At 69.9% G+C, this 422-nt stretch carries 1 protein-coding gene; it reads left to right on the forward strand.

Annotated features, from left to right (window positions below):
* Positions 1-422, forward strand: a 422-nt coding sequence (locus ACNFOC_RS55520) for a DNA topoisomerase IV subunit B family protein (RefSeq protein WP_416966460.1), incomplete at both ends; no start/stop codon positions are given.

Here is a 422-nt window from a genome sequence, read left to right on the forward strand (position 1 = left end):
GCGCTCGAAGGCGTATCTGTTCGGCGGCGTCGAAATCCGCTGGAACTGCGCCCCCGAACTGCTCAAGGGCGTCGAGGACGTGCCGGCCGAAGCGACCTTCCACTTCCCGGGCGGCCTGAAGGATTATCTCGCCGCCGCCATCCATGCCGACACGCTGGTGCATCCCGACATCTTCTCCGGCAAGTCGGGCCGCAACGGCGCCCATGGCGCCTGCGAATGGGCCGTCGCCTGGACCGCGGATGCCGACGGCTTCCTGTCCTCCTACACCAACACCGTGCCGACGCCCGACGGCGGCACCCACGAATCCGGCCTGCGCAGCGCGCTGCTGCGCGGCCTGAAGGATCACGCCGAGCGCGTCGGCCAGGGCAAGCGCGCCGCCTCGATCACGTCCGAAGACGTGATGGTGGGGGCCGCCGTGATGC

Origin of the sequence: Streptomyces colwelliae (assembly GCF_048158785.1) — a bacterium.
Lineage (GTDB): Bacteria > Actinomycetota > Actinomycetes > Streptomycetales > Streptomycetaceae > Streptomyces.